The following is a 20,800-nucleotide window of genomic DNA, read 5'->3' on the forward strand; positions in this document are numbered from 1 at the left end:
AAAAAATTATGCCTGCTTAATTAGCGGGCTTAATAATAAGCGTTATTTAGGGGCGTAGCTCAGTTGGTAGAGCACCGGTCTCCAAAACCGGGTGTCGCGAGTTCGAGTCTCTCCGCCCCTGCCATATAATGATCCTTTGCTTCGGCAAAGGATTTTTTTTGCCTAAAATTCCTCAAGCTATCCCTCAAATCAACAAAAGCGCATTACTGCGCCATAAGTGGTGTCTTTAATAACTCTTTGATTGCGCTTTGTTTATCACTATTTTGCAGCCAGATCGCATACAAAGGACGTGAAAGTGTATTTGTATCGGGTACCTGGTAAATTCCTTCGCATTCTTTAGCCCATTCGATGGGTAAAAATGAGCAACCATTGAGCGGTGCTAACAATTTATAGGCTATTTGTGCGGAGCTAGTCGTGAGAACCGGAATGCTATCGTTGTTGATAAGCCCCGCTTCATGCTGTTGAAAATCAGGACCCCACTCCAGGCGTAGATACGTTAACCCTGTTTTTGAGCTTTGTGGCGAAGAAGAAAATAGTGCCAGGTTAAAATGCCCTAATAACTGGCATGAAAATTCGTCCATCTTTGGCGATTCTGTCGTGATCAGCAGATCAAGCTGACGTTCATGCAATTGTTTAACGAGTGACTGGCGTTGGGAAATACGGGCTTCAAATTGAAGTCCTTTGTGCTGTTGATAAAGTGCAACAAGCCATTCAGAAAGCATGCATTCCCAAAGTGAGGAACTTGCACCAATCGTGAGCTCATTGTGCTGAGATGTATTGGAAACTTCTTTCTTGGCAGCCAGCCAGGTATTCATGAGGTTTTCTGCATAGGGCAATAAACGCTCACCTGCTGTTGTCAGGCGAATATTATTACGATGACGAGTAAAAAGATTCACACCAAGTTGATTCTCTAATTGACGAATTCTGAAGCTAACTGCTGATTGCGTTAGATAAAGCGCCTCCGCAGCCCGCCCAAAATGCCGTGTTCGGCTCACTTCTAGAAACGTTTTTAATAATTCAGTATCCACAACCCTCTCCCAAAAATAATTTGTCGTTATGATTTAAATGTTTTGTTTGACGCTCTGTCAAGCGTAACTAATACTCCGCGCCATAAATAGCTCGACCAAGAGAATTAGGAGCGTGCAGGATGGCGGAAAGCTTTACGACGACTAATCGGTTTTTCGACAATAAACATTATCCGCGCGGGTTCGCTCGCCATGGTGATTTCACAATTAAAGAAGCCCAGCTGCTAGAGCGTCATGGTTATGCGTTCAATGAGCTGGATCTTGGCAAGCGTGAACCTGGTACTGAAGAGGAAGTTCTGTTTGTAGCTGTATGCCGTGGTGAACGTGAGCCGGTAACAGATGCAGAACGTGTGTGGAGCAAGTATATGGCGCGAATTAAGCGTCCTAAACGTTTCCATACCCTCTCCGGTGGCAAGCCGCAGGCGGATGCGGTTGAAGACTATACCGACAGTGAAGATTAATAAAAATGGGGCGAAAGCCCCATTTTTTATCCTGTTAACTGTTGTAAGTGAATGAGTAAGCGGTCAATCGCACGGTAGCTCAATGCTTCAAGAAGATGCTCCCTCTGTATCTGTTTATGCTCCTGAATATCTGCAATTGTTCGTGCAACTTTTAATAATCGATGCCATGCACGTACCGATAGCCCCAGCTTCGCCAATGTCTCCTCAAGCCACATGGCATCATTGTGCTCAATGACACAATGTTTTCTGATTTCATGGTTATCCAGTCTCGAATTTAACTTTTGCTGTCTATCATACTGCCGCTGTTGTGTAGCGATGACTCTAGCTCTTACGTCTGCGCTACTTTCGCTGCTCACACCTGGATTGCTTAGCATTCCGGAGGGTGGAAGTGGGATCTCTGCGGATAAATCAAATCTATCAAGAAAAGGTCCTGAAAGACGGCTGAGGTAGCGTAGCGTTTGTTCGGGTGTGCAGCGATTATGCTTACCTTGATAGTGACCTGTTGGACTTGGGTTCATCGCAGCCAGAAGCTGGAAATTGGCTGGGTAGCTAATTTTTGCACGGGTACGGGAAATATGAATTTCCCCTGATTCTATAGGCTCACGTAATGCATCAAGCACACGGCGTTCAAATTCCGGGAGTTCATCGAGAAATAATACGCCATTATGCGCCAGCGATATTTCACCAGGTCTTGGAATTGAACCTCCACCCACCATCGCACTCAGCGAAGCGCTATGATGAGGCGCTCTGAATGGGCGCTGACGCCACTGTTGTTGTAAAGAGTGTGGATTGATCAGGCTGAGAATAGCTGCACTCTCCAGCGCTTCACTGTCGCTTAATGGGGGGAGTAAAGTATTCAGGCGGCTGACTAGCATGGTTTTACCCGTTCCAGGCGGGCCAATGAGCAATAGGTTATGCCCACCTGCTGCGGTGATCTCCAGTGCTCGCTTTCCCTGAGACTGACCAAAAATTTCATTAAGGTCTTGCCGATATTCAATATGTTGCAGCTGTCGTTTTTCTGGAGCAGATAATTCGGCTTTGCCTTCAAGGAATGCACAGACTTCAGTGAGGTGGCTTGCAATAAGGCAGCCAGCTTGTGTTATCAAACTAAGTTCAGCGGCATTTTCATCGGCAACGATTATTTTCTTCCCTGATTTTAAAGCCTCCATAGCCGATGAAATTGCGCCTGGGACGCCTCGTAGCGCCCCAGTAAGTGCGAGTTCACCAACGAACTCATATTGACTTAACTTATCAATAGAGAGCTGCTCAGACGCTGCCAGTAATGCCAGAGCAATAGGTAAGTCATACCTTCCGCCTTCTTTAGGAAGATCTGCCGGCGCGAGATTTATCGTGATTTTTCGAGCCGGGAAAGTATAGCCACTATTGATGATGGCACTTCGCACTCTGTCTCGTGCTTCACGGACCGTCGTTTCGGGCAAGCCCACGAGCGTCAAACCTGGCAACCCCTGGCTGATATGAACCTCAACGGTTACCAAAGGGGCGGCAATACCTAATGCTGCCCTTGTATTAACAACTGCCAGTGACATAGTTCTTTCCTCTGGGGTGAGGTTTCATCCTGCCAGCTTGCTAATGATGCTGAAAGCGGCGAAATAACGTTCCTCGTAACGCCTTCCAGACTTCCGGGTAAGATTTCTTTTTTGAAAATTATTCTGCGATGCGCTTCGCAAAAGATTTATTTTTGGAAGGAATTTGGAGGAGAGGAATAAGAATTCGCTCTATATGAAATATTTTCACTATCTCGTTATTTGCTGAAAACAAATAGTTTTTCTGTTGGCTGATTTTTGTAGCCTCTTTCTTGCCATAAAAAAATCTTGTGCTTGTCTCTGACTCTGTGATAACTCTGTAGGCATTACTTCGAACAAGTAGACAGAATAAACAAACATGAAAGCCCTCCTACAAGTGATTAGCCTGGTCGTGATTAGCGTGGTGGTGATTATTATCCCACCGTGCGGGGCTGCACTTGGAGAAAGAAAGGCTTAAAAATCAAGCCTGAATCGAAAAGAACCCCCGCACCGAAAGGTCCGGGGGTTTTTTGTTGGGCAAAGAAATACGGAGAGGAACAGATGATGCGTTGCAGAATAAAATGCTGTTTCTCCGATAATGAGACGGGGAACTAACTATGAATGGTGCGCAGTGGGTGGTACATGCGTTGCGAGCGCAGGGTGTAGAGACAGTTTTCGGCTATCCGGGTGGCGCAATCATGCCCGTCTATGATGCGTTGTATGACGGTGGGGTCGAACACTTGCTCTGTCGACATGAACAAGGCGCAGCAATGGCAGCCATTGGTTATGCACGTTCTACTGGAAAAACAGGGGTTTGCATCGCCACTTCCGGGCCTGGTGCAACTAACCTAATCACTGGCCTTGCCGATGCGCTGTTAGACTCCGTTCCAGTCGTTGCCATCACCGGCCAGGTCGCCGCACCATTCATTGGTACCGATGCGTTCCAGGAAGTGGATGTTTTAGGATTATCCCTCGCGTGCACCAAACACAGTTTCCTCGTTGAATCATTCGATGATTTACCTCGCGTGCTTGCAGAAGCTTTCGAAATTGCAAACTCTGGCCGTCCGGGTCCTGTCCTGGTGGATATCCCAAAAGATATTCAGTTAGCACAAGGTGAGCTGGAGCCGTGGTTATCGACTGTAGAAAATGGTTTCGAAATGCCACATGCCGAGCTGCAACAAGCTCGCGAAATGATAGCCAATGCTCGCAAGCCTATGTTGTATGTCGGTGGTGGTGTCGGTATGGCGCAGGCAGTTCCGGCGCTGCGCGAATTTATCGCCGTCACCAATATGCCTTCCACCGTTACGCTGAAAGGTTTGGGCGCGGTTCCGGCGGACAACCCTTTTTATACCGGCATGTTAGGCATGCACGGCACCAAAGCGGCTAACCTCGCGGTGCAAGAGTGCGACTTGCTGATTGCAGTTGGTGCGCGTTTTGACGATCGCGTAACTGGCAAGCTGAATACTTTCGCCCCACACGCCAAAGTTATTCATATGGATATCGACCCGGCAGAACTGGGTAAATTGCGCCAGGCGCATGTCGGTTTACAAGGTGATTTGGCTCAGTTATTGCAAGCGTTGCAGCAGCCGCTGGAGATCGCTGAATGGCAGCAAGAAGTTGCAACCTTACGGGCCGAAAACCCTTGGCGTTACGATCATCCAGGCCAGCCAATCTTTGCTCCGTTATTGTTGAAACAAATCTCTGACCGCAAACCGCACGACTGCGTGGTAACCACAGATGTGGGCCAGCACCAAATGTGGACGGCTCAGCATATGTCTTTCACGCGCCCGGAAAATTTCATCACTTCCAGCGGCCTGGGAACGATGGGCTTCGGTTTGCCAGCCGCTGTAGGTGCGCAAGTTGCCCGACCGAACGATACGGTTATCTGTATCTCCGGTGACGGTTCCTTCATGATGAACGTTCAGGAGTTGGGCACCGTAAAACGAAAACAGCTGCCGTTGAAAATCGTTTTACTGGATAACCAACGTTTAGGGATGGTTCGCCAGTGGCAGCAGATGTTTTTCTCCGAACGTTATAGCGAAACCAACCTCTCCGATAACCCCGACTTCCTCATGCTGGCCAGTGCCTTCGGTATCCCTGGCCTTCACATTACTCGTAAAGACCAGGTAGAAGCTGCCATCGACACGATGCTCAATAGCGATGGTCCATTTATGCTTCACGTCTCTATTGATGAGTACGAAAACGTCTGGCCGTTGGTGCCGCCCGGTGCCAGTAACTCACAAATGCTGGAGAAATTATCATGATGCAACATCAGCTCGCAGTAACGGCCCGTTTTCGTCCAGAAACCCTGGAGCGCGTATTACGTGTCGTGCGCCATCGTGGTTTTCAGGTGTGTTCTATGAACATGGTCACGGTGGGGAACACCGACGATATTAATATTGAATTGACCGTTGCCAGCCTGCGCCCAGTCGAATTACTGTTTAGTCAATTAAGCAAACTGGTTGACGTTGGTCGCGTCGAAATCCAGCAACAAACAACAACACAACAAATCCGCGCCTGAGCGTAGAAGGAAAAGAATAATGACGACGAAGAAAGCTGATTACATCTGGTTCAATGGTGAGATGACGCCGTGGGGCGAGGCAAAGGTTCACGTAATGTCACACGCACTGCATTACGGTACATCGGTGTTTGAAGGCATCCGTTGCTACGAATCTCACATTGGCCCAGTGGTGTTCCGCCATCGTGAACACATGCAGCGTTTGCGTGATTCAGCAAAAATCTATCGTTTCCCTGTATCACAAAGTGTTGATGAGCTGATGGAAGCTTGCCGTTCTGTTATTCGGAAAAACAATCTGACTAGCGCATACATCCGCCCTCTGGTATTTGTTGGCGACGTGGGGATGGGTGTGAACCCGCCAGACGGTTATACCACTGATGTGATCATCGCAGCCTTCCCATGGGGTGCATACCTCGGCGCAGAAGCGCTGGATCAAGGGATCGACGCCATGGTTTCCTCATGGAACCGTGTGGCACCAAACACCATTCCTACCGCGGCAAAAGCCGGAGGTAACTACCTTTCTTCCTTGCTGGTTGGTAGCGAAGCGCGCCGCCATGGTTATCAGGAAGGTATCGCGCTGGACGTGAATGGCTACTTGTCTGAGGGTGCTGGCGAAAACCTGTTTGAAGTGAAAGATGGCATTCTTTTCACCCCACCATTTACCTCTTCCGCACTACCAGGCATTACGCGTGACGCGATTATCACACTGGCAAAAGATTTGGGTATCGAAGTGCGTGAGCAAGTGCTGTCTCGCGAGTCACTCTACCTGGCGGATGAAGTCTTCATGTCTGGTACTGCCGCAGAAATAACACCAGTTCGTAGCGTAGACCGTATTCAAGTGGGTGAAGGGCGTTGTGGTCCGGTTACTAAACGCATTCAACAGGCATTCTTTGGTCTGTTCACTGGCGAAACAGAAGATAAATGGGGCTGGTTAGATCAGGTCAACCCTAAGTAAAAATATAACCAGGCGGAGGGTGATCACCGTCCGCTCGACAGACAGACTGGAGTAAATAAGCATGCCTAAGTACCGTTCAGCCACTACCACCCATGGCCGTAATATGGCGGGTGCCCGCGCATTGTGGCGCGCAACCGGGATGACCGATGACGATTTCGGCAAGCCGATTATTGCGGTAGTAAACTCCTTTACTCAGTTCGTGCCAGGCCACGTTCACCTGCGCGATTTGGGCAAACTGGTTGCCGAACAAATCGAAGCCTCCGGCGGCGTTGCTAAAGAATTCAACACCATTGCCGTTGATGATGGTATTGCTATGGGCCACGGCGGCATGCTTTATTCTCTGCCGTCGCGCGAACTGATTGCTGATTCCGTGGAATACATGGTGAACGCGCACTGCGCAGACGCCATGGTTTGTATCTCCAACTGCGACAAAATCACCCCAGGGATGCTGATGGCCTCGTTGCGCCTGAACATCCCGGTGATTTTTGTTTCCGGCGGCCCGATGGAAGCCGGGAAAACTAAACTGTCTGACCAAATCATCAAACTCGATCTGGTTGATGCGATGATCCAGGGCGCCGACCCGAAAGTGAGTGACGAGCAAAGCGAGCAGGTTGAGCGTTCTGCCTGCCCAACTTGTGGCTCCTGTTCCGGTATGTTCACGGCGAACTCCATGAACTGCCTGACCGAAGCGCTGGGCTTATCTCAGCCGGGTAACGGCTCTTTGCTGGCAACGCACTCTGACCGTAAAGAGCTGTTCCTGAATGCAGGTAAACGCATCGTCGCTCTGACAAAACGTTATTACGAGCAAGATGATGAAAGTGCATTGCCACGTAGCATCGCCAGCAAAGAAGCGTTTGAGAATGCCATGACGCTGGATGTCGCCATGGGTGGTTCAACAAATACAGTTCTGCACTTACTGGCCGCAGCTCAGGAAGCGGAACTCGATTTCACGATGACCGATATCGACCAGCTTTCCCGCAAAGTTCCACAGCTGTGTAAAGTCGCGCCAAGTACTCAGAAATACCATATGGAAGATGTGCATCGTGCGGGTGGTGTCATCGGTATTCTGGGCGAACTGGATCGCGCAGGCTTACTTCATCGTAACGTGAAAAACGTGTTGGGTCTGACGCTGCCGCAAACGCTGGAACAGTACGATGTCATGCTGACTAAAGACGAAAGCGTGAAAAGTATGTTCTCTGCAGGCCCTGCGGGTATCCGTACCACTAAGGCATTCTCACAATCCTGCCGTTGGGATTCGCTGGACGTTGATCGTGAAAACGGTTGTATCCGTTCGAAGGAAAACGCCTACAGCCAGGACGGCGGTTTAGCCGTTTTGTACGGTAACTTCGCAGAGAATGGTTGTATCGTGAAAACGGCCGGTGTTGACGAAGGCAGCCTGGTATTCCGTGGCCCTGCAAAAGTATACGAAAGCCAGGATGATGCGGTTGAAGCGATCCTTGGCGGCAAAGTTGTCGCGGGCGACGTGGTTGTTATTCGTTACGAAGGGCCAAAAGGCGGGCCGGGCATGCAAGAAATGCTTTACCCAACCACCTACCTGAAATCGATGGGGCTGGGCAAAGCGTGCGCACTGGTCACCGATGGGCGTTTCTCCGGCGGTACTTCTGGTCTTTCAATCGGCCATGTTTCTCCGGAAGCCGCAAGTGGTGGCAATATCGCGCTGATTGAAGATGGCGATATGATTGCCATTGATATCCCTTCGCGTGGTATCCAACTGGAATTGTCCGAGCAGCAAATGGCAGCACGTCGTGAAGCGCAAGAAGCTCGCGGTGACAAAGCCTGGACTCCACGTGCGCGTGAACGCCAGGTCTCCTTCGCTCTACGCGCTTACGCAATGCTTGCCACCAGTGCCGATAAAGGCGCGGTGCGTGATAAAAGTAAGCTTGGAGGCTAATGATGGCCGAGTCACAACCGCTACCTGACGCCCCTTGCGGGGCGGAATATCTGCGAGCCGTGCTGCGCGCCCCGGTTTACGAAGTCGCGCAGGTCACGCCATTACAGAAGATGGAAAAGCTCTCTTCGCGTCTGGATAACGTCATTCTGGTGAAACGTGAAGATCGCCAGCCGGTGCATAGTTTCAAACTGCGCGGCGCATACGCGATGATTGCCGGGCTGAATAGTGAGCAAAAAGCTAGCGGCGTGATTACGGCTTCGGCTGGCAACCACGCCCAGGGTGTTGCGCTTTCCTCAACGCGTTTAGGCATCAAGTCTCTGATTGTTATGCCGGTTACCACGGCTGACATCAAAGTGGATGCTGTCAGAGCGTTTGGTGGGGAAGTGCTGCTACATGGCGCAAACTTTGATGAAGCGAAAGCGCGCGCAATCGAGCTTTCGCAGCAGCAGGGTTTCACTTACGTTCCTCCGTTTGACCACCCGGCAGTCATTGCCGGGCAGGGCACGCTGGCGCTGGAACTGCTGCAGCAAGATGCACATATCGATCGTATATTTGTTCCGGTTGGTGGCGGCGGTTTAGCGGCAGGTGTCGCGGTGCTTATCAAACAGCTGATGCCACAAATCAAAGTGATTGCCGTTGAAGCGGAAGATTCAGCTTGCCTGAAAGCCGCGCTGGATGCAGGAAAGCCGGTAGATTTGGCGCGTGTAGGTCTGTTCGCTGAAGGTGTGGCGGTTAAACGCATCGGCGATGAAACATTCCGTCTGTGCCAGGAATATCTCGACGACATTATCACCGTGGATAGCGATGCGATTTGCGCTGCGATGAAAGATCTGTTCGAAGATGTTCGTGCGGTCGCTGAGCCATCTGGCGCGCTGGCGCTGGCTGGGATGAAGAAATACATCCAGCAGCATCAGATCCGTGGTGAACGCCTTGCGCACGTATTATCCGGCGCGAACGTAAACTTCCACGGCTTACGTTATGTCTCTGAACGTTGTGAGCTTGGCGAACAGCGTGAAGCGCTGCTGGCGGTGACCATTCCTGAGCAACAGGGCAGCTTCCTGAAATTCTGCCAGGTGCTTGGCGGGCGTTCGGTTACGGAATTTAATTATCGTTATTCCAGTTCGTCAGAAGCCTGCATTTTTGTTGGTGTCCGGCTGACGCGCGGCGTTGAAGAGCGGCAGGAAATTATCGCCCTGCTTAATGACGGCGGTTACGGCGTTGTCGATTTGTCTGACGACGAGATGGCGAAACTGCATGTGCGCTACATGGTGGGTGGGCGTCCGTCTAAACCACTGCGTGAGCGGCTGTACAGTTTCGAATTCCCTGAATCACCGGGCGCTTTGCTGAAATTCCTGCAAACGCTGGGTACACACTGGAATATTTCGCTGTTTCATTACCGGAGCCACGGTACGGATTATGGCCGAGTGCTAGCGGCGTTCGAACTGGGCGACAATGAGCCGGATTTCGAAACCCGGCTCAATGAGCTGGGCTACGACTGCCACGATGAGACAAATAATCCGGCGTTCCGTTTCTTCCTGGCGGGTTAGTGACTACCGGGCAGTAATTTCCAGAATGCATGTACAAGCGGCTCATTGAGCCGCTTTTTTTGTACGCAAACGCCCAGTTCAAACGGCGTGGTTTCATCGTTTCGTTCCAGAATCTGCACGCGGTTGCGCACCGGTTCAGGGCTGTTCTCCAGCACGATTTCAGGGATCAGTGCGACACCACAGCCCAGCGCCACCATTGAAACCATCGCTTCATGCCCTGCCACCGTTGCATAAATAAATGGGTTACTGATTTTATGACGGCGAAACCACAATTCAATGCGGCGGCGAACTGGCCCCTGGTCTGGCAGAATAAACGGAATTTTGGCCCAGTCGGGATCGGGCAGGTTCACCTGCGCACGAACCGGGCAGGGCAATGCCGGCGCGATAAGTGCCACGGATAAGTTATCCAGAATCGAGAAAGCAACGCCGGGCGGTAACATTTCTGGCTTACCGGCGATGGCGAGATCCGCTTCATCGGAGTCCACTTTTTCTACCGCATCGGCGGCATCGCCTGTGGTCAGTTTGATCTCCACATTGGGATGTTCAGCACGGAATCTGTCGAGAATTGGGGGTAAATGACTATACGCGGCGGTGACCGAGCAAAAAAGATGGAGCTCGCCAGTCAGCGATGGCCCTTCCTGCCCGATGGTGTGGCGCATCTGCTGATACTGCAAAAGCGTGTGCTGGGCGAACTGTTTGAGTTGTTCTCCAGCTTCAGTCAGCGTCACGGTGCGGTTATCACGTAAAAACAGAGGTTGGCCGAGATCGTCTTCAAGGCGCTGGATTTGGCGCGAAAGTGTTGAAGGGCTTACGTGCATCGCGCGTGCGCTCCTGCCGAAATGGCGACTTTCAGCAAGGTGGAGAAACGTTTTTAGATCCCGTAAGTCCATGGTCATCAGCTCTCTTTTTTACGTTGCATAAATTGCAACGTCACGTTGTTAATATATCAATTTAAGCAACGCATTTCCTGTCATATAGTGGGTTCATTATCGCAAGCAAGACACGGCTGGCGAACCTTATAAAAGCACAACACAACGACTACGGAGTACCACCACGATGGCTAATTATTTCAACACTTTGAACCTGCGTCAGCAGTTGGCGCAACTGGGTAAATGTCGTTTCATGGGGCGAGCAGAATTCGCCGATGAAGCAAGCTACCTCAAAGGCAAAAAAGTCGTCATCGTCGGCTGTGGCGCACAGGGCCTGAATCAGGGTCTCAACATGCGCGACTCCGGTCTGGATGTTGCTTATGCTCTGCGCGCAGAAGCTATCGCTGAGAAACGTGCTTCATGGCGTAAAGCGACCGAAAACGGTTTTAAAGTTGGCACCTACGAAGAACTGATCCCACAGGCTGACCTGGTTGTTAACCTGACGCCAGACAAGCAGCACTCCGCAGTAGTTAAAGCTGTACAGCCAATGATGAAAGATGGCGCTGCGCTGGGTTATTCCCACGGTTTCAACGTGGTTGAAGTGGGTGAGCAAATTCGTAAAGACATCACCGTTGTGATGGTTGCGCCAAAATGTCCGGGTACTGAAGTTCGTGAAGAATACAAACGTGGTTTCGGCGTGCCGACGCTGATTGCGGTTCACCCGGAAAACGATCCGAAAGGCGAAGGCATGGCGATCGCTAAAGCCTGGGCTGCGGCGACTGGCGGTCACCGTGCAGGTGTTCTGGAATCTTCCTTCGTGGCAGAAGTGAAATCTGACCTGATGGGCGAGCAAACTATCCTGTGCGGTATGCTGCAGGCGGGTTCTCTGCTGTGCTTCGATAAGCTGGTGGAAGAAGGCACTGATCCGGCATATGCAGAAAAACTGATTCAGTTCGGCTGGGAAACCATCACCGAAGCGCTGAAACAAGGCGGCATTACACTGATGATGGACCGTTTGTCCAACCCGGCAAAAATCCGTGCTTATGCGTTATCTGAGCAACTGAAAACCATCATGGCTCCGTTGTTCCAGAAACACATGGACGACATCATCTCCGGTGAGTTCTCTTCTGGCATGATGGCTGACTGGGCAAATGACGATAAAAAACTGCTGACCTGGCGTGAAGAAACCGGCAAAACTGCGTTCGAAACCGCTGCACAGTTTGACGGCAAAATTTCTGAGCAGGAATACTTTGATAAAGGCGTTCTGATGATCGCTATGGTTAAAGCGGGCGTTGAGCTGGCATTCGAAACCATGGTTGATGCGGGTATCATTGAAGAGTCTGCTTACTACGAATCATTGCACGAGCTGCCGCTGATTGCGAACACCATCGCTCGTAAGCGCCTGTACGAAATGAACGTGGTTATCTCTGACACCGCTGAATATGGCAACTATCTGTTCTCTTACGCAGCAGTTCCATTGCTGAAAGAGTTCATGACAACTCTGCAAGCGGGTGATTTGGGCAAAGAAATTCCGGCGGGTGCGGTTGATAACGCGCAACTGCGTGATGTTAACGAAGCGATTCGTAATCATGAAATCGAAACTGTTGGTAAGAAACTGCGCGGCTACATGAAAGATATGAAGCGTATCGCTGTAGCGGGTTAATCGATTTTGTCGGATGGCGCTAGCGCTTATCCGACCTACAAAACAATAAAAGCCCGGTGCGTTTAGTCACCGGGCTTTCTTTTTAGTTTCTGTAGAGAACTTTAATCACATGGTAGCCAAACTGCGTGTGCAGTGGGCCAACGGGCTCAAGCAGTGGGCAAGAGAACACCACTTTATCGAACGCCGGAACCATCTGACCCTGACGGAATTCACCTAAGTGACCACCTTTTTTGCCTGATGGGCAAGTAGAATGCTTTTTAGCCAGTTTTTCGAAGTCGCCGCCATTTTTCAGCTGTTCGAGAATTTCCTGAGCCAGTTTTTCTTCCTTAACAAGGATATGCAATGCTGCCGCGGTTTTTGCCATGATAGTGCCTTGATTGGGTGGATATAAATCTGGCGGCAATAATAGCATGCGTCATGTGATAGCCAAATTTGGTTTACTTGCCTTTTACTTTGCAGCAATCCCTTCTTTACCACTCATTGATACGTCAGGTATATACACTTTGGCTTAGCAGGACAGATGTCCCGTCTGATTGAAGGAATCGGGAGGTAGGCTACTTTTCTAAAGCCCTTCTCCTTATTACGCAGGACGCCCGTCCTGTCTTTCCCGTAATGGAGATCGCTATCATAAACATAATGAAAGAGACTGAATTTTCAGATAGCTGGCTATCAGGTCTGACAAGGGTTGTACGTGATCCAGTGCTGTATGAACTACTAAAAAATTGCCCGCTGGAAATTATGCAGCGCTGGGTTTTTGAAGAAGTACCTCGTGGAGCAATGCTTTGCCGCCAAGGGGATAAATGCCAGCGTTTTTCATTAATTGTTGCTGGTGAAGTTGACGTCTTTTTTGAAGCTGAGGATGGCCGCCGTTATCGACAGGCTCGTTATAACAAAGGTGACATGTTAGGTGAGTTGGAAATATTTGAGTCACGGCACTACATCTGCTCAGTTTCTGCTGTGACTAATACGCAAATATTGAGCTTATCGCAGACACATTTTTGCCGTTGGTTAGCACTGGATAATTATTTTAATCAGCGGATGCTGAGATTTTTCAGCCAGCAATATTACCAGCTATCCAGAAAGGCAAGCAGCGACAATCTTTATTCACTTCATCAGCGGGTTTGTCAGGCGCTCTGGCAGAGGTTTCAACAGCAGCAGACGACAGAAATTTTTATTGATAAACAAAACATCAGCCAGGAATTTGCAGCCACAACGCGCAGTATTAATCGCATCTTACATGACCTGAAATCGCTTCGGATTATTGATACCGAAGGAGAAAGAGTTTTATTGCTGGCTCCTGAGCAACTCAAGCAGGAGGCAAATATCTAAATAAAGGGAAAGATAAGGAGAGGCATGATGTCGCTTCAGCCACATATTCGGCTTGAAAATAATATGACGAATGCGAAGTACGCATTGCTACCGGGTGACCCGGATCGGGTCGATCGTATAGCCTGCTTTCTGGATAACCCTGAGAAATTGGGTCAAAACCGTGAGTTTCGAGCTGTACGCGGCTGGTTTCAGGGTATTGAAATTCTTGTGCTATCCACGGGTATTGGTGGCCCGTCAACGGCGATAGCCATTGAAGAGCTGTGCCAGATTGGTGTGAAAACGATGATACGTATTGGCAGCTGCGGTGCGTTGCAGGATGACCTGGCACTGGGGAATATCGTTATCGCTCACGGTGCGGTTGCGGATGATGGCACCAGCAGAACCTATGCGCCAGCTTGTTATCCGGCCTGCGCCGATCCGCTGTTTACCGCAACGTTAGTCCAGCAGGCAAAACAGATGGGTGTCCCCGCCGTTTATGGACTGGTGCGTAGTCATGACAGCTTTTATACCGAGCGAGAAGCGCAACTGGATGCTGAATGGTCAGCGCGGGGGATTCTTGGTGCGGATATGGAGAGTGCCGCACTGATGGTTGTTGGAGCATTACGCGGACTGCGCACGGCGTCACTGTTGAACGTGGTTGTCGAGCATAACGGTTGCCTGGGTAGCAGTATCAACGACTATGTGCAGCAGGAAGCTTTGTGTCTGGAGGGTGAAGAGCGACAAATCCTGCTGGCACTACGTGCAATCTATGCTGATAGTCAGCAAGGAGAAAAATAATGGATTTTTTCAGTATTAACAATGTGATGGTCACGATTCCTTTGGGCGAAGGTGGTTATGCACTGTCGTGGATTGAAGCGGTTGGTACGCTGTTTGGCTTGTTGTGTATCTGGTTTGCCAGCAAGGAAAAAATCATCAACTACTTGTTTGGGTTGATTAACGTCACGCTGTTTGCGGCTATCTTCTTCCAAATCCAGCTTTATGCCAGCTTGCTGCTGCAGGTGTTCTTTTTTGCAGCCAACATCTATGGATGGTACGCCTGGAGTCGGCAGACCGAAAATAACGAGGCCGCGCTGAAGGTTCGTTGGTTATCTCGTCAGCAAACCGTCGTACTGGGTGCGATTTGTATTGTGGCAATTATGCTGATGACGTTATTTATCGACCCGGTGTTTGCGGCGCTAACCCATATGATGATTTCCATCTTGCAGGCCGTGGGTATATCCGTAGCGATGCCAGAACTGCAACCTGATGCGATGCCGTTATGGGACTCAACCATGCTGGTGCTTTCGATAGTGGCAATGGCGCTCATGACCCGTAAATATGTGGAAAACTGGCTGCTGTGGGTCGTGATTGACGTGATAAGCGTGGTTATCTATGCCATTCAGGGTGTTTACGCGATGTCGCTTGAGTATGTTCTGTTGACGGCAATTGCGATTATGGGCTCATGTAGTTGGGTTGCCCGTGCAAAACGTAATGGCTATACACCTCTGGCTTCTGCCGCTTCCTGATTTTTCGGGCAGCTCGATTGGGCTGCCCGCTGCATCATCCGACCCACTTCTGCTACAATCCTTCCCCCGTTCGAAGATTGAGCAATACATCATGCGTTTAAACCCTGGTCAACAACAAGCCGTCGAATTTGTCACAGGACCTTGCCTGGTTCTGGCTGGTGCAGGCTCGGGCAAAACGCGTGTCATTACCAATAAAATGGCCTATTTGATCCGCGAGTGCGGTTATCAGGCTAAGCATATCGCGGCGGTTACCTTTACCAATAAAGCGGCGCGTGAGATGAAAGAACGTGTGGCACAAACGCTGGGCCGCAAAGAATCGCGCGGTTTGCTGATCTCCACTTTCCACACACTGGGGCTTGAGATCATCAAACGTGAGTTTGCCGCGTTGGGGATGAAATCGAATTTCTCCTTGTTTGATGACACCGACCAGACAGCGTTGCTCAAAGAGCTGACTGAAGGTTTGCTCGAAGATGATAAGACATTATTGCAGCAGTTGATCTCGACGATCTCAAACTGGAAAAACGATCTGATGACGCCGTCGCAGGCGGCTGCCCAGGCAAAAGGCGAGCGCGATCGAATCTTTGCTCATTGTTACGGACTTTACGATACCCACCTCAAATCCTGCAACGTGCTGGATTTTGACGATCTGATTTTGCTGCCGACGCTGCTTTTGCAGCGTAATGAAGAAGTGCGCGAGCGTTGGCAAAATCGCATCCGCTATTTGCTGGTGGATGAATACCAGGACACCAACACCAGCCAATATGAACTGGTGAAGCTGCTGGTGGGAGCGCGGGCGCGCTTTACCGTGGTGGGTGATGACGATCAGTCTATTTACTCCTGGCGCGGCGCACGGCCGCAAAACCTCGTTTTGCTAAGTCAGGATTTCCCAGAACTTCAGGTTATTAAGCTTGAGCAGAACTACCGTTCTTCCGGGCGCATTCTGAAAGCGGCAAACATTTTGATTGCCAATAACCCACACGTTTTTGAAAAACGCCTTTTTTCTGAGCTGGGTTACGGCGCGGAGCTAAAAGTGGTGACGGCTAACAGTGAAGATCATGAAGCCGAACGCGTTACCGGCGAGCTCATCGCCCATCACTTTATTAATAAAACCAACTACAAAGATTACGCCATTTTATATCGCGGCAATCACCAGTCGCGCGTTTTCGAAAAGATGCTGATGCAGAACCGTATTCCGTATCGTATCTCTGGCGGCACGTCATTCTTCTCACGCCCTGAAATCAAAGATTTACTGGCTTATCTGCGCGTGCTGACTAACCCGGATGATGACAGTGCATTCATGCGGATTGTGAATACGCCGAAGCGCGAGATCGGCCCGGTGACCATGCAAAAGCTGGGAACCTGGGCGACGCAGCGCAATAAAGGTTTGTTCGGCGCAAGTTTTGATATGGGCCTGAGCCAGACGCTGAATGGCCGTGGTCTTGAGTCGTTGCAGCGTTTTACTCACTGGCTACGCGATGTTGCGACGCTGGCCGAACGCGAACCGATTGCTGCGGTGCGGGATTTGATTCACGGCATCGACTATGAAAGCTGGCTGTATGAAACCTCGCCCAGCCAGAAAGCTGCTGAAATGCGCATGAAGAACGTCAATCTCCTGTTTAGCTGGATGACGGAAATGCTGGAGGGCTCGGAAATGGAAGAGCCAATGACACTTACACAAGTTGTCACCCGCTTTACGCTGCGCGATATGATGGAACGCGGCGAGAGTGATGAAGATACGGACCAGGTCCAATTGATGACCCTTCATGCTTCGAAGGGGCTGGAGTTCCCGTACGTATTTTTAGTAGGGATGGAAGAGGGCATTTTGCCGCATCAGAGCAGCATTGATGAAGATAATATTGATGAAGAACGCCGTCTGGCTTACGTGGGGGTTACTCGGGCACAGAAAGAGCTAACCTTTACGCTTTGCAAAGAGCGACGTCAGTATGGTGAATTGATCCGCCCGGAACCGAGCCGTTTCTTGCTGGAATTGCCACAAGATGATTTGCAGTGGGAGACGGAACGCAAAGTCGTTTCCGCTGAAGAGCGAATGACAAAAGGGCAGAGTAATGTTGCCAACATCCGTGAAATGCTGGCAAAAGCGCGTAAAAGTTGAGTTAGTGAATCGATAAAGGCCAGTGAACGTAGCTCTGCCACAGGCTTTCTTGTGCCAGCAGTTCCGCACCCAGAGGGTGGCATTCGAGCCATTTTTCGGGGAGTTCAAGATTCAGGGATTCATCTTTAACTTTCAGCGTAATTTCCGGCAGGATGTCATCCCGGCGGCGGCTGGCGAAGATAATCGCCAGGCGTAGCAGGCGGCAAAGATGTTCCGCAATTCGTGGTGGTACCGCGTTCTGCTGGTGGAGAGAGGAGAGATCGACTGGGTTTGTTTGGTTTAACATTAGTGTTGCCAGCAGTTTTTTCTGCGCTGGCGTATATCCTGGAAGATCAAGGTTCTTAACCAGATAGGCAGCATGTTGTGGTGCTTGTTTGAAATCAATACTCAGACCAATTTCATGGAGCAATGCTGCACTGCTGAGCATTTCTATGCTGAGTGGTGTCAGGTTCCATGAATCCGTAACCTGGTTGGCGAGAGCCTGAGCGAGCTGTTGTACACGCTCTGCCTGACCGGTATCGACCATAAAACGACGTTGGATGTTGCGGATCGTGCGGCTTCTGATTTCCTGATTAACGGACAAGTGAAGCATTCCGTAGACCAGACCTTCACGCAGCGCGCCGCCGGCAAGCGTCATGCAGTTAATCGATAACTCTTCGAAAATGGCGATTAAAATAGCCAGGCCGCTTGGGAATACCAGCGCTCTTTCCAGCGTTAAACCTTCAATTTCCAGCTCTTCAAGACGCCCGCATTGAATCGCTCTTTGCTTCAACTGTTGTAGTTTGGCAAGTGTAATGCGTTCATCCATTCCCTGCGCCATCATGATTTCTTGTAGTGCTTGCACGGTGCCTGATGCACCAACACATACTTTCCAACCATGATGTTTTAGCTGGTCGCACACAGGACGAAGCACTTCTTTTGCCGCGAGTTCGGCTGCATCAAAGTTATCTTGCGCTAAGTTTCGGTCAGCGAAAAAGCGCTCAAGCCAGGTTACGCAGCCCATCGACAAACTAAACAGCGCGGTTGTTTGTGCCCCTGTTCCTGTAACAAGCTCGGTGCTGGCACCACCGATATCAACGACTAAACGCTGATCGGCTCCACCTGTAGTATGAGCAACACCCTGATAAATCAGGCGTGCTTCTTCTTCACCGTGGATAATTTGCACCGGGCAGCCGAGAATAACTTCAGCTTGCTGGATGAATTCATTGGCGTTGGTGGCAAGGCGGAGTGTCGCAGTTGCGACAACACGAATTTGGGTTTGAGGAATATCCTGAAGGCGTTCAGCAAACAAGCGCAGGCATTGCCACCCGCGCTCCATTGCTTCACGTGAAAGCGTATTATCGCTGCTTAAACCAGCAGCAAGACGTACTTTTCGTTTAATCCGAGCAAGGGTTTGTATGCTCCCTGCCACCTCACGTACAACCAACATATGAAAGCTATTAGAGCCTAAATCTATTGCAGCATACAGCGAGGTGGAGCTGAGCATAAATTTTTAACCTGTGCGACGGCGATTACCACGAGGAGCGCCACCATTACGGCGAGGACCGTTACCCGGACGGGCACGTGTCAGACGTTTCGGTGGAGGAAGTTCGCTTAACAGTGCTTCAGTTTTGTACTTGCTGACCGGAATTGAGTGACCGATGTAAGTCTCAATTGCAGACAGATTCAACGCATAGTCTTCGCATGCAAGACTGATGGAATGACCACTTTCGCCAGCACGACCGGTACGGCCAATACGGTGAACGTAATCTTCGCAGTCATCCGGGAGGTCGTAGTTGAAAACGTGAGTTACTAACGGGATATGCAGACCACGGGCGGCAACATCGGTTGCAACCAGAATATCCAGATCGCCACGAGTGAATTCTTCAAGGATGCGCAGGCGTTTTTTCTGAGCAACATCGCCAGTTAAAAGACCAACGCGGTGGCCGTCTGCTGCAAGGTGGCCCCAAATATCTTCACAACGATGTTTAGTGTTAGCAAAAATAATTGCGCGATCTGGCCACTCTTCTTCAATAAGAGTCTGCAGCAGGCGCATTTTTTCTTCGTTGGAAGGGTAGAACAGCTCTTCCTGGATGCGGTGACCCGTTTTTTGCTCTGGTTCAACTTCCACGTATTCCGCGTTGTTCATTTGCTCGAACGCCAGTTCACGCACACGATAAGAAAGTGTGGCAGAGAACAGCATGTTCAGGCGTTGTGTTACAGGCGGCATACGGCGGAACAACCAGCGAATATCTTTAATAAAACCCAGATCGTACATACGATCGGCTTCATCCAGCACCACAACCTGAATTGCGCCTAAGTTAATGTGGTTTTGCTTGGCATAATCAATCAAACGACCAGTTGTGCCGATAAGAATATCAACACCGCTTTCCAGCACTTTAAGCTGTTTATCGTAGCCGTCGCCACCGTACGCCAGGCCGAGTTTAAGGCCGGTCGATTGTGCTAGCGGCTCTGCGTCAGAGTGAATTTGTACTGCCAGTTCACGAGTCGGCGCCATAATTAAAGCACGCGGCTGGTTCACCTGGCGATTCTCTGGAACCGGGTGAGAGAGTAAATAATGGAACGTTGACGTTAAAAACGCCATCGTTTTGCCAGTACCGGTTTGCGCCTGCCCTGCAACGTCACGATTCGCTAGTGTCAGCGGTAGTGCCAGTGCTTGAATAGGGGTGCAGTTATGGAACCCTTTATTTTCAAGGGCTTCAATCACCTTAGGGTGCAGGGCGAAGTCGGAAAACTTCTGTTCGGTCAAATGTGTTTTGCTCATAGTGTGGTAGAATATCAGCTAACTATTGCTTTACGAAAGCGTATCCGGTGAAATAAAGTCAACCTTAAGTTGGTTAATGCTACACCAACAAGGTAGACATAATCCTGCGGAGTAGAACATGAGCGATAAAATTATTCACCTGACTGACGACAGTTTCGACACGGACGTGCTAAAAGCTGATGGGTTGATTCTGGTTGATTTCTGGGCAGAGTGGTGTGGTCCATGCAAGATGATCGCCCCGATTCTTGATGAAATCGCTGATGAATATCAGGGCAATCTGACCGTTGCTAAACTGAATATCGATCAGAACCCGGGCACTGCACCAAAATATGGTATCCGTGGTATCCCAACTCTGTTGCTGTTCAAGAACGGTGAAGTGGCTGCGACCAAAGTTGGCGCGTTGTCCAAAGGCCAGTTAAAAGAGTTCCTCGACGCTAATCTGGCATAATGGAATCTCAGCCGGTGCGTGCGTGGCTCGCAATTTTTTGTGAGCCGCTGGACGCCCGGCGTCAGTCATGCTAAGTTACTTTTACTGCATTTAGAACTTGCCTTGTAGTTTGACTCTTTGTACTACCCAATGCTCCCACAAGTTGCCATTAATTCTCTACACAGTGCA

The 20,800-nt window shown here is 50.1% G+C and carries 19 protein-coding genes and 1 tRNA gene; 14 read left to right on the plus strand and 6 right to left on the minus strand.

Translation table 11 applies throughout. The annotated features are described in order from the left end of the window. Nucleotides 1-48: 48 nt before the first annotated feature. Nucleotides 49-124: transfer RNA gene (locus M979_RS18265), tRNA-Trp, on the plus strand. Between the two features lie 79 nt (nucleotides 125-203). Here the strand turns inward: M979_RS18265 and hdfR are convergent. After that, nucleotides 204-1,058, minus strand: a complete 855-nt coding sequence (gene hdfR / locus M979_RS18270; protein ID WP_425338136.1) for an HTH-type transcriptional regulator HdfR — start codon at nucleotides 1,056-1,058, stop codon at nucleotides 204-206. 89 nt (nucleotides 1,059-1,147) lie between these two features. On the opposite strand from hdfR, the gene M979_RS18275 reads away from it, so the two are divergent. After that, nucleotides 1,148-1,486, plus strand: a complete 339-nt coding sequence (locus tag M979_RS18275) for a MaoP family protein (protein ID WP_034461737.1) — start codon at nucleotides 1,148-1,150, stop codon at nucleotides 1,484-1,486. Between the two features lie 26 nt (nucleotides 1,487-1,512). Here M979_RS18275 and M979_RS18280 read toward each other — a convergent pair whose 3' ends face one another. After that, complete coding sequence (locus tag M979_RS18280; protein WP_064555963.1) at nucleotides 1,513-3,033, minus strand: YifB family Mg chelatase-like AAA ATPase; 1,521 nt, start codon at nucleotides 3,031-3,033, stop codon at nucleotides 1,513-1,515. A gap of 355 nt (nucleotides 3,034-3,388) precedes the next feature. On the opposite strand from M979_RS18280, the gene ilvL reads away from it, so the two are divergent. The 6 genes from ilvL (at nucleotide 3,389) to ilvA (ending at nucleotide 9,941) form a co-directional block, all read left to right on the plus strand. After that, nucleotides 3,389-3,487: an ilv operon leader peptide gene (ilvL, locus tag M979_RS22705; protein WP_072009493.1), complete on the plus strand. Its 99-nt coding sequence runs from the start codon at nucleotides 3,389-3,391 to the stop codon at nucleotides 3,485-3,487. A gap of 139 nt (nucleotides 3,488-3,626) precedes the next feature. Continuing rightward, nucleotides 3,627-5,273: an acetolactate synthase 2 catalytic subunit gene (gene ilvG, locus M979_RS18285; protein WP_064555964.1), complete on the plus strand. Its 1,647-nt coding sequence runs from the start codon at nucleotides 3,627-3,629 to the stop codon at nucleotides 5,271-5,273. Next, entirely contained in the window at nucleotides 5,270-5,530 is a 261-nt protein-coding gene (gene ilvM / locus M979_RS18290) for an acetolactate synthase 2 small subunit (RefSeq protein WP_034461731.1), read from the plus strand. The genes ilvG and ilvM overlap by 4 nt, the downstream gene beginning before the upstream one ends. Nucleotides 5,531-5,549: 19 nt before the next feature. Next, the gene (locus M979_RS18295; protein ID WP_034461730.1) at nucleotides 5,550-6,482 is read left to right on the plus strand and encodes a branched-chain amino acid transaminase; all 933 of its coding nucleotides are present in this window, start codon (nucleotides 5,550-5,552) and stop codon (nucleotides 6,480-6,482) included. Nucleotides 6,483-6,543: 61 nt separating this feature from the next. Then, nucleotides 6,544-8,394: a dihydroxy-acid dehydratase gene (gene ilvD, locus M979_RS18300; RefSeq protein WP_064555965.1), complete on the plus strand. Its 1,851-nt coding sequence runs from the start codon at nucleotides 6,544-6,546 to the stop codon at nucleotides 8,392-8,394. Between the two features lie 2 nt (nucleotides 8,395-8,396). Next, nucleotides 8,397-9,941 (plus strand): threonine ammonia-lyase, biosynthetic, encoded by a 1,545-nt coding sequence (gene ilvA / locus M979_RS18305; protein WP_157093272.1) that lies wholly within the window; start codon nucleotides 8,397-8,399, stop codon nucleotides 9,939-9,941. Here the strand turns inward: ilvA and ilvY are convergent. After that, entirely contained in the window at nucleotides 9,938-10,831 is an 894-nt protein-coding gene (gene ilvY, locus M979_RS18310; protein WP_064555979.1) for an HTH-type transcriptional activator IlvY, read from the minus strand. The genes ilvA and ilvY overlap by 4 nt on opposite strands. 166 nt (nucleotides 10,832-10,997) lie before the next feature. Between ilvY and ilvC the strand changes: the two genes are divergently transcribed. After that, nucleotides 10,998-12,473, plus strand: coding sequence for a ketol-acid reductoisomerase (ilvC, locus tag M979_RS18315; RefSeq protein WP_064555967.1), 1,476 nt, complete (start codon nucleotides 10,998-11,000; stop codon nucleotides 12,471-12,473). 82 nt (nucleotides 12,474-12,555) lie between these two features. Here ilvC and ppiC read toward each other — a convergent pair whose 3' ends face one another. Continuing rightward, nucleotides 12,556-12,837, minus strand: coding sequence for a peptidylprolyl isomerase PpiC (gene ppiC, locus M979_RS18320; protein WP_034461726.1), 282 nt, complete (start codon nucleotides 12,835-12,837; stop codon nucleotides 12,556-12,558). Nucleotides 12,838-13,109: 272 nt separating this feature from the next. Here ppiC and M979_RS18325 point away from each other — a divergent pair, with 272 nt between their 5' ends. From M979_RS18325 to rep, 4 genes are all read left to right on the plus strand, one after another. Next, a complete protein-coding gene (locus tag M979_RS18325) occupies nucleotides 13,110-13,802 on the plus strand; it encodes a Crp/Fnr family transcriptional regulator (protein ID WP_034461725.1) in 693 nt (230 codons plus the stop codon). Between the two features lie 27 nt (nucleotides 13,803-13,829). Then, nucleotides 13,830-14,579, plus strand: a complete 750-nt coding sequence (locus M979_RS18330; RefSeq protein WP_064555968.1) for a nucleoside phosphorylase — start codon at nucleotides 13,830-13,832, stop codon at nucleotides 14,577-14,579. Next, entirely contained in the window at nucleotides 14,579-15,307 is a 729-nt protein-coding gene (gene pnuC, locus M979_RS18335; RefSeq protein WP_064555969.1) for a nicotinamide riboside transporter PnuC, read from the plus strand. The genes M979_RS18330 and pnuC overlap by 1 nt, the downstream gene beginning before the upstream one ends. Nucleotides 15,308-15,398: 91 nt before the next feature. Beyond that, nucleotides 15,399-17,420 (plus strand): DNA helicase Rep, encoded by a 2,022-nt coding sequence (gene rep / locus M979_RS18340; protein WP_064555970.1) that lies wholly within the window; start codon nucleotides 15,399-15,401, stop codon nucleotides 17,418-17,420. A 1-nt stretch (nucleotide 17,421) separates the two neighbouring features. Here rep and gppA read toward each other — a convergent pair whose 3' ends face one another. Both gppA and rhlB read right to left on the minus strand, forming a co-directional pair. Then, a complete protein-coding gene (gppA, locus tag M979_RS18345; protein ID WP_064555971.1) occupies nucleotides 17,422-18,906 on the minus strand; it encodes a guanosine-5'-triphosphate,3'-diphosphate diphosphatase in 1,485 nt (494 codons plus the stop codon). Nucleotides 18,907-18,912: 6 nt separating this feature from the next. After that, complete coding sequence (gene rhlB / locus M979_RS18350; protein ID WP_034461719.1) at nucleotides 18,913-20,184, minus strand: ATP-dependent RNA helicase RhlB; 1,272 nt, start codon at nucleotides 20,182-20,184, stop codon at nucleotides 18,913-18,915. A 118-nt stretch (nucleotides 20,185-20,302) separates the two neighbouring features. Here rhlB and trxA point away from each other — a divergent pair, with 118 nt between their 5' ends. Next, nucleotides 20,303-20,632 carry a thioredoxin TrxA gene (gene trxA / locus M979_RS18355; RefSeq protein WP_034461718.1) on the plus strand — a complete coding sequence of 110 codons (330 nt, stop codon included), beginning with the start codon at nucleotides 20,303-20,305 and terminating at the stop codon, nucleotides 20,630-20,632. The last annotated feature ends 168 nt before the right edge of the window (nucleotides 20,633-20,800 follow it).

This window comes from Buttiauxella noackiae ATCC 51607 (genome assembly GCF_001654865.1).
Taxonomy (GTDB): Bacteria; Pseudomonadota; Gammaproteobacteria; order Enterobacterales; family Enterobacteriaceae; genus Buttiauxella; species Buttiauxella noackiae.

Coding starts and splice junctions, on each gene's coding strand:
- rep (WP_064555970.1), top strand. CDS start 15,399: ATGCGTTTAAACCCTGGTCAACAACAAGCCGTCGAATTTGTCACAGGA.
- trxA (WP_034461718.1), top strand. CDS start 20,303: ATGAGCGATAAAATTATTCACCTGACTGACGACAGTTTCGACACGGAC.
- ilvD (WP_064555965.1), top strand. CDS start 6,544: ATGCCTAAGTACCGTTCAGCCACTACCACCCATGGCCGTAATATGGCG.
- rhlB (WP_034461719.1), bottom strand. CDS start 20,184: ATGAGCAAAACACATTTGACCGAACAGAAGTTTTCCGACTTCGCCCTG.
- pnuC (WP_064555969.1), top strand. CDS start 14,579: ATGGATTTTTTCAGTATTAACAATGTGATGGTCACGATTCCTTTGGGC.
- ilvL (WP_072009493.1), top strand. CDS start 3,389: ATGAAAGCCCTCCTACAAGTGATTAGCCTGGTCGTGATTAGCGTGGTG.
- M979_RS18330 (WP_064555968.1), top strand. CDS start 13,830: ATGTCGCTTCAGCCACATATTCGGCTTGAAAATAATATGACGAATGCG.
- M979_RS18295 (WP_034461730.1), top strand. CDS start 5,550: ATGACGACGAAGAAAGCTGATTACATCTGGTTCAATGGTGAGATGACG.
- ppiC (WP_034461726.1), bottom strand. CDS start 12,837: ATGGCAAAAACCGCGGCAGCATTGCATATCCTTGTTAAGGAAGAAAAA.
- ilvG (WP_064555964.1), top strand. CDS start 3,627: ATGAATGGTGCGCAGTGGGTGGTACATGCGTTGCGAGCGCAGGGTGTA.
- M979_RS18280 (WP_064555963.1), bottom strand. CDS start 3,033: ATGTCACTGGCAGTTGTTAATACAAGGGCAGCATTAGGTATTGCCGCC.
- M979_RS18275 (WP_034461737.1), top strand. CDS start 1,148: ATGGCGGAAAGCTTTACGACGACTAATCGGTTTTTCGACAATAAACAT.
- ilvM (WP_034461731.1), top strand. CDS start 5,270: ATGATGCAACATCAGCTCGCAGTAACGGCCCGTTTTCGTCCAGAAACC.
- gppA (WP_064555971.1), bottom strand. CDS start 18,906: ATGCTCAGCTCCACCTCGCTGTATGCTGCAATAGATTTAGGCTCTAAT.
- M979_RS18325 (WP_034461725.1), top strand. CDS start 13,110: ATGAAAGAGACTGAATTTTCAGATAGCTGGCTATCAGGTCTGACAAGG.
- ilvC (WP_064555967.1), top strand. CDS start 10,998: ATGGCTAATTATTTCAACACTTTGAACCTGCGTCAGCAGTTGGCGCAA.
- ilvY (WP_064555979.1), bottom strand. CDS start 10,831: ATGGACTTACGGGATCTAAAAACGTTTCTCCACCTTGCTGAAAGTCGC.
- ilvA (WP_157093272.1), top strand. CDS start 8,397: ATGGCCGAGTCACAACCGCTACCTGACGCCCCTTGCGGGGCGGAATAT.